Below are 7,261 nucleotides of genomic sequence, written 5' to 3'. Positions count from 1 at the left end.
CTGCCACTGACGCGTCAGGGCAGCCTGAAATTGATCTTTGTTGAAAGTAGGCTGTGACATAGGGGTTCCAGATCCTTAGGTAATAAAACAACGTTATCGCTAGTTTGCCAGGCTCGTTGTTGACCTTCCTCATCCTGGCACGGATTAGGCAGGGAGGAGGAGCGGGGATGAGCATAAAAGTGTGATCGCTGCCACTTAAAGGGGGTGTTATCGCCCGTAAATTCGCGTAAGCCCGGCATAACGCCCCTGTAATGCCCAACGGACGACGCATTAATAACAAGAGATAAATCGACAATATCAAATAGAGGGGTGACGATGGGAAACAATCTGTAAACAGAGAAATAGTTTCTAACCTGAAATATCCAAGGTGGATAAGATAATTCACATAAAACTTTTAAGTCGGCCACAAAATTCGGCTCTTTACATTAAGCAACTGAGTAACCTTATAAAAAGGGAGGTATTTTTCGGCTCAGCCAAAATACCGACGGATCCAGTCGCCACGCCTGTTGTGACTCTTTAAAGCAATTAATGTAATAGATGTATAGATTTGTGACATAGTGCAAAATCAGACACACAAAAAGTCCGCTTAGCTTGCATAAAACACTAATCTGGCCGACCTTATATCTATTAATTACGAAGCGCAAAAAAAATCATTTTTCCCCATTTTCACACAGTGAAGTGACTAACTTATGTTGATTCCGTCTAAATTAAGTCGTCCGGTTCGACTCGACCATACGGTGGTTCGTGAGCGCCTGTTGGCTAAACTTTCCGGCGCGAACAATTTCAGGCTTGCCCTGATAACAAGTCCTGCTGGTTATGGAAAAACGACGTTGGTTTCACAATGGGCAGCGGGGAAGAACGACTTAGGCTGGTACTCTCTGGATGAAGGCGATAATCAGCAAGAGCGCTTTGCCAGCTATCTGATCGCCGCTATCCAACAGGCAACCGGTGGGCACTGCACCACCAGCGAAACAATGGTGCAAAAGCGCCAATACGCCAGCCTGACGTCACTGTTTGCGCAGCTATTTATTGAACTGGCCGAGTGGCATCGCCCGCTCTACCTGGTAGTGGATGATTATCATCTCATCTCCAATCCGGCAATTCACGAAGCGATGCGTTTCTTCCTGCGTCATCAGCCTGAGAACCTCACGCTGGTCGTGCTGTCGCGTAACCTGCCGCAGTTGGGTATTGCCAACCTGCGAGTACGCGATCAGTTGCTGGAGATAGGTAGCCAACAGCTGGCGTTTAACCACCAGGAAGCCAAACAATTTTTCGATCGACGTTTGTCCTCGCCTATCGAAGCGGCAGAAAGCAGCCGGATGTGCGATGACGTTGCTGGCTGGGCCACGGCGTTACAGCTGATTGCCCTCTCCGCCCGCCAGAACAACCACTCTGCACACCAGTCCGCACGCCGCCTCGCCGGGATCAACGCCAGCCATCTGTCCGATTATCTGGTTGATGAAGTGCTGGACAGCGTCGACCTCGGTACCCGTCATTTCCTGCTGAAAAGCGCCATTCTGCCCTCAATGAACGACGCACTGATCGTCCGGGTCACTGGGGAAGAAAACGGCCAGATGCGGCTGGAGGAGATTGAGCGCCAGGGATTATTCTTGCAGCGGATGGATGACGTCGGTGAGTGGTTCAGCTACCACCCGCTGTTTGGCAGCTTTTTACGCCAGCGCTGTCAGTGGGAGCTGGCAAGCGAACTGCCCGAAATACACCGCGCCGCCGCTGAAAGCTGGATGGCGCAAGGCTTCCCCAGCGAAGCTATCCACCACGCGCTGGCGGCAGGCGACGCCCATATGCTGCGCGATATCCTGCTTAACCATGCGTGGGGACTGTTTAACCACAGCGAACTGACATTACTGGAAGAGTCGCTGAAAGCCCTGCCGTGGGAAAGTCTGCTGGAAAATCCGCGTCTGGTTCTGCTGCAAGCCTGGCTGATGCAAAGCCAGCACCGCTACGGCGAGGTTAATACCCTGCTGGCGCGCGCTGAGCAGGAAATGAAAGGCGACATGGAACCGACGCTGCACGCCGAATTTAACGCCCTGCGTGCGCAGGTCGCGATTAACGACGGCAATCCTGACGAAGCCGAGCGCCTGGCAAAGCTGGCGCTGGATGAGTTACCCATCGCCTGGTTCTATAGCCGTATCGTCGCCACCTCGGTACACGGTGAAGTCCTGCACTGCAAGGGCGATCTCACGCGTTCTCTGGCGTTAATGCAGCAAACCGAGCAAATGGCACGCCATCATGACGTCTGGCATTACGCGCTGTGGAGTTTAATCCAGCAAAGCGAAATTTTGTTTGCCCAGGGCTTTTTACAGGCCGCCTGGGAGACTCAGGAAAAAGCGTTTCAGTTGATCAAAGAGCAGCATCTGGAACAGTTGCCGATGCACGAGTTCCTGGTGCGTATTCGCGCGCAGCTGCTGTGGGCATGGGCGCGCCTGGACGAATCGGAAGCGTCTGCCCGCGCGGGTATTGAACTGCTTTCCACATTCCAGCCGCAGCAACAGCTACAGTGCCTGGCGCTGCTGATTCAATGTTCGCTGGCCCGGGGGGATCTGGATAATGCGCGTAGCCTGCTTAACCGCCTGGAAAACCTGCTGGGTAACGGTCACTATCACAGTGACTGGATCTCGAACGCCGATAAGGTACGGGTGATTTACTGGCAAATGGTGGGCGACAAAAATTCGGCCGCCAACTGGCTGCGCCACACGCCGAAACCGGAATTCGCCAATAACCACTTCCTGCAAAGCCAGTGGCGCAACATCGCCCGCGCGCAGATCCTGCTGGGCGAGTTTGAACCGGCTGAGATTGTGCTGGAAGAGTTGAATGAAAATGCGCGCAATCTGCGCCTGATGAGCGATCTGAACCGTAACCTGCTGCTGCTTAATCAGCTCTACTGGCAGGCAGGACGCAAAAATGACGCACAGCGCGTGTTACTCGACGCGCTGCAGCTGGCGAACCGCACCGGATTTATCAGTCACTTTGTCATTGAAGGTGAGGCCATGGCGCAGCAACTGCGTCAGCTGATTCAGCTCAATACCTTACCGGAACTCGATCAGCACCGCGCCCAGCGTATTTTGCGTGAGATTAACCAGCATCACCGCCATAAATTCGCCCACTTCGATGAAGGATTCGTTGAGCGTCTGCTTACTCACCCGGAAGTACCGGAGCTTATCCGCACCAGCCCGCTGACCCAGCGCGAATGGCAGGTTCTGGGGCTGATTTATTCGGGCTACAGCAACGAGCAGATCGCCGGAGAATTGGCCGTCGCGGCAACGACCATCAAGACGCACATCCGCAATCTGTATCAAAAGCTCGGCGTCGCACACCGCCAGGATGCGGTGCAACATGCGCAGAAACTGCTGAAAATGATGGGGTATGGGGTTTAGTTAATGCCTGATACGCTACGCTTATCAGGCCTGGAATTAACTTAGCACAGCTCTAACTGAATATGATGGTCCGCAATAACCTGCATCACGCCAGCTGGCGGTAGCGTGTCGGTATACACCGCATCCACCATGCTGATACTGCCCATATTCACCATCGCGTTACGCCCAAACTTCGAGTGATCCACCACCAGCATCACATGCCGTGAATTCTCAATAATCGCGCGCTTGGTGCGAACTTCGTGATAATCAAACTCCAGCAGGGAGCCATCGCTATCGATACCGCTAATCCCTAAGATGCCGAAGTCCAGGCGGAACTGAGAAATAAAGTCGAGGGTCGCTTCGCCCATAATACCGCCGTCGCGGCTACGCAGTTCGCCACCGGCGAGTATGATGCGGAAATCCTCTTTCGCCATCAGCGTATTCGCCACATTGAGGTTGTTGGTCACAATGCGTAAATTGCTGTGATTGAGCAGCGCGTGAGCCACCGCTTCCGGCGTGGTGCCGATATCAATGAACAACGTAGAACCGTTCGGGATCTGCGTGGCAACTTTGCGGGCAATGCGCTCTTTTTCCGCCGTCTGTGTCGCTTTACGGTCATGCCACGGGGTGTTGACCGAGCTGGAGGGCAGCGCCGCGCCACCGTGATGGCGCAAAATCATGTTCTGATCGGCCAGATCGTTAAGATCGCGGCGAATCGTCTGCGGGCTGACGGAGAAATGCTCCACCAGCTCCTCAGTACTGACGTATCCCTGTTTCTTTACCAGCTCGATGATCGCGTCATGTCGTTGTGTTTGCTTCATTATTGTTCCCTGAAATTACGTTCGTTTTCGTACATTTATAGTATCGGCAAACGCCATTGCCAGACCCACGGCCAGCCCGGCGATATGTGCGCCGTTCGCCATCGACATGCCGAACACATCAAACCAGCCGGCAACAATCCAGATCAAAGCAAAGATAATCAAACCACGCTGCAGGAAAATACCACTTTGTGGATCGCGCTCGCCGCGCAACCACACATAACCCATCAGCGCATATACCACGCCAGACAGCCCACCAAACCACGGGCCGCTAAATTTCTGCTGAACGTAGCCGCTTAGCAGGGCGCTGATCACGGTAATTACAATCAGTTTTCCGCTGCCCAGACGCTTTTCTACCGCACCGCCGAGATACCACCACCACAGCAGGTTGAACAGAATATGCATCAGCGAGAAGTGCATAAAAGCGTGGGTGAAATAACGCCAGAATTCAAATTTCAGCGAAGGGTCAAACGGCCATGCCAGCCAGAGCATCACTGTCTGGTCGCCCAGCGTGTTCATCGCGATAAAGACCAGCACACACGCGGCCATCACCACCCAGGTTACCGGGCCTGCGCGTTCGCGCAATGTGGCCAGGAACGGATAACGCTGGTAGCGCAGACCGCTGTCGGTATGACCCGACTGCCAGCTTGCCGCGAGGTAACGCGGATCGCCTGGATTCTCCAGAAACCGCGCCAGCTCAGCATGCACGCGCTCAGCCTGGGACTCATCCGCCAGCCAGACATCCGTTTGCTGATGTTGTTGAATCGTCAGGATAACGCCCTGTGTCGCCATATAATCAACAAATGCCTGCGCCACGCGGGGGTTAGCAAAAGAGGTAATCATCAACATGGTTGCTGTCGCTTATTCCACACAAAAGAGGACAGTATATATACCCTTCTTACTTCGAGCTGCATCTTTGTTGGCTTTCCTCACTCACTCCGGTCACGTACTGTTCGTACGCTCCCGGAGATTCGCTGCGTCGCCGTCGCGATGCAACTCGAATTAATTTGGGTATAGTCTTACGAACCGTATGCCACTTCTGCCGGAAAATGTCGATGCCAGGCGTCGAAGCCGCCGTCAACACTGTAAACCACGTCATAGCCCTGCTGAAGAAGATATTGCGCCGCGCCTTTACTGCTGTTGCCGTGATAACACATTACTAACACGGCGGTGTCGAAATCATGCTCGCGCATAAATGACCCCAGCGTGTCGTTCGTCAGATGAAACGCCTGTGGAGCGTGACCCATCGCATAGCTTTGCGGGTCGCGGATATCCACTAACACCGCGGTCCCCTGGTGCAGCTTCTGATGCGCTTCTTCGACATTAATACATTCAAACTGATCCATTGCTCTCTCTTCTTTATATTGCAGGTGACGCTTTTCAGACATGTTACTTCTTAGTGTACGTCCCGACGGCAGTTAAACGCCATAATGTTATATGTATCACTGTAAATTGTTTATCCGATGTTACCAATGGCGCGATTCTTTGCTATTATGCTCGATAACGAACATTAATGAGCTATAACGAAAGTGCGAGAGGCCAGCATGGAAACCAAAGATCTGATTGTGATAGGTGGAGGCATCAACGGTGCCGGTATCGCGGCAGATGCCGCTGGACGCGGTTTATCCGTGCTGATGCTGGAAGCGCAGGATTTAGCCTGCGCCACCTCTTCCGCTAGCTCCAAACTCATCCACGGTGGCCTGCGCTACCTGGAACACTACGAATTTCGCCTGGTGAGCGAAGCGCTGGCCGAACGTGAGGTGTTGTTGAAAATGGCACCGCATATCGCCTTCCCGATGCGCTTTCGTCTGCCCCATCGCCCGCACCTGCGTCCAGCGTGGATGATCCGCATTGGTCTGTTTATGTACGATCATCTGGGCAAACGCACCAGTTTACCGAGTTCGACCGGTTTGCGTTTTGGCGCAGATTCCGTAATGAAACCTGAGATTGTGCGCGGTTTCGAATATTCCGACTGCTGGGTAGACGATGCGCGACTGGTTTTGGCAAACGCCCAAATGGTCGTACGCAAAGGCGGAGAGGTGTTAACCCGCACTCGCGCTACCTCCGCTCGCCGTGAAAACGGATTGTGGATTGTTGAAGCTGAAGATATCGATACCGGTAAAAAGCACACCTGGCAGGCGCGTGGTCTGGTCAATGCCACCGGCCCATGGGTGAAAGAGTTCTTCGACGACGGCATGCATCTGCCATCGCCGTACGGTATTCGTCTGATTAAAGGCAGCCACATCGTAGTGCCGCGCGTCCATACCCAGAAGCAAGCTTATATACTGCAAAACGAAGATAAACGTATTGTGTTTGTCATCCCATGGATGGACGAATTCTCGATCATCGGGACGACTGACGTCGAATACAAAGGCGATCCGAAAGCGGTAAAAATTGATGAGAGTGAAATCAATTATCTGCTGAAGGTCTACAACGCGCACTTTAAGAAACAACTGGGCCGTGACGATATCGTCTGGACCTACTCGGGCGTACGTCCGCTGTGCGATGACGAGTCCGACTCGCCGCAGGCTATCACCCGTGATTACACGCTGGATATCCACGACGAAAACGGCAAAGCGCCGCTGCTGTCGGTCTTTGGTGGTAAGCTGACGACCTACCGTAAGCTGGCCGAACACGCGATGGAAAAACTGGCGTCGTACTATCAGGGAATCGGTCCGGCGTGGACAAAAGAGTGCATTCTGCCAGGCGGTGACATCGGCGGCGATCGGGAAGATTACGCGGCCAAACTGCGCCGTCGCTACCCGTTCCTGACCGAGTCGCTGGCGCGCCATTATTCGCGCACCTACGGCAGTAACACCGAATGGATTATCGGGGAAGCCACCTCGCTTGCCGAGTTAGGTGAAGACTTCGGCCATGAGTTCTATGAGGCCGAGCTGAAATATCTGGTCGATCACGAATGGGTGCGCCGTGCGGAAGATGCGCTGTGGCGTCGCACGAAAGAAGGTATGTGGCTGAACGCTGAACAGCAGTCGCGCATGACCCAGTGGCTGGCGGAGTACATTGAGAAACAGCAGCTGTCGCTGGCGTCTTAAGACACTCGATATAAAA

General features: G+C 53.6%; 5 protein-coding genes. 2 read left to right on the top strand and 3 right to left on the bottom strand.

The features are described from left to right. Positions 1–689 precede the first annotated feature (689 nt). Positions 690–3,395, top strand: coding sequence for an HTH-type transcriptional regulator MalT (malT, locus tag FDW87_RS13710; protein ID WP_137379836.1), 2,706 nt, complete (start codon positions 690–692; stop codon positions 3,393–3,395). Between the two features lie 41 nt (positions 3,396–3,436). Here the strand turns inward: malT and FDW87_RS13705 are convergent, their stop codons facing one another. The 3 genes from FDW87_RS13705 to glpE form a co-directional block, all read right to left on the bottom strand. Then, a complete protein-coding gene (locus FDW87_RS13705; protein ID WP_003023499.1) occupies positions 3,437–4,195 on the bottom strand; it encodes a DeoR/GlpR family transcriptional regulator in 759 nt (252 codons plus the stop codon). Between the two features lie 15 nt (positions 4,196–4,210). Continuing rightward, the gene (gene glpG, locus FDW87_RS13700; protein ID WP_049271863.1) at positions 4,211–5,041 is read right to left on the bottom strand and encodes a rhomboid family intramembrane serine protease GlpG; all 831 of its coding nucleotides are present in this window, start codon (positions 5,039–5,041) and stop codon (positions 4,211–4,213) included. A 170-nt stretch (positions 5,042–5,211) separates the two neighbouring features. Next, the gene (gene glpE / locus FDW87_RS13695; protein WP_049271932.1) at positions 5,212–5,538 is read right to left on the bottom strand and encodes a thiosulfate sulfurtransferase GlpE; all 327 of its coding nucleotides are present in this window, start codon (positions 5,536–5,538) and stop codon (positions 5,212–5,214) included. 198 nt (positions 5,539–5,736) lie between these two features. Between glpE and glpD the strand changes: the two genes are divergently transcribed. Continuing rightward, a complete protein-coding gene (glpD, locus tag FDW87_RS13690; protein WP_016154812.1) occupies positions 5,737–7,245 on the top strand; it encodes a glycerol-3-phosphate dehydrogenase in 1,509 nt (502 codons plus the stop codon). Positions 7,246–7,261: the final 16 nt, after the last annotated feature.

Origin of the sequence: Citrobacter sp. wls826 (assembly GCF_005281245.1) — a bacterium.
Classification (GTDB): Bacteria; Pseudomonadota; Gammaproteobacteria; order Enterobacterales; family Enterobacteriaceae; genus Citrobacter; species Citrobacter braakii.
The sequence above is the reverse complement of the archived record's forward strand: the minus strand, read 5'-3'. Positions and strand labels throughout refer to the sequence as shown.

Excerpts from the sequence above, each read along its gene's own strand:
- malT (WP_137379836.1), top strand. The coding sequence starts at position 690 with ATGTTGATTCCGTCTAAATTAAGTCGTCCGGTTCGACTCGACCATACG.
- FDW87_RS13705 (WP_003023499.1), bottom strand. The coding sequence starts at position 4,195 with ATGAAGCAAACACAACGACATGACGCGATCATCGAGCTGGTAAAGAAA.
- glpG (WP_049271863.1), bottom strand. The coding sequence starts at position 5,041 with ATGTTGATGATTACCTCTTTTGCTAACCCCCGCGTGGCGCAGGCATTT.
- glpE (WP_049271932.1), bottom strand. The coding sequence starts at position 5,538 with ATGGATCAGTTTGAATGTATTAATGTCGAAGAAGCGCATCAGAAGCTG.
- glpD (WP_016154812.1), top strand. The coding sequence starts at position 5,737 with ATGGAAACCAAAGATCTGATTGTGATAGGTGGAGGCATCAACGGTGCC.